1 protein-coding gene is annotated in these 255 nt (G+C 63.5%); it reads right to left on the bottom strand.

Features of this window, described 5'->3' with window-relative positions:
• Positions 1–255 (bottom strand): response regulator (locus tag SB764_RS42470; RefSeq protein ID WP_410867103.1); only part of this gene is annotated, 255 nt, incomplete at both ends.

Genomic DNA, 255 nt, shown 5'->3' with positions numbered 1-255 from the left:
GAGAAAGGCTTGGTCATATAGCCGTCGGCGCCCAACTCCAAGCCTAGGAGCATATCGACTTCCTCGTCCCGGGCCGTGACAAAAATGATCGGGGTCCAGTCATCTTGGGCGCGCAGGCGCCTGCAGACCTCGACGCCGTCGATACCCGGCAGCCCGACGTCGAGAATCACGGCCACAGGCCGCAGGCTACGGATCCGCTCCAAACCGCCTTCCCCGGTAGTTTCCACATGCACCCCGAACCCAGCCCGGGTGAGA

The sequence above is a fragment of the Paraburkholderia sp. SIMBA_027 genome, assembly GCF_046535315.1.
Taxonomy (GTDB): domain Bacteria; phylum Pseudomonadota; class Gammaproteobacteria; order Burkholderiales; family Burkholderiaceae; genus Paraburkholderia; species Paraburkholderia tropica.
The sequence above is the reverse complement of the archived record's forward strand: the minus strand, read 5'-3'. Positions and strand labels throughout refer to the sequence as shown.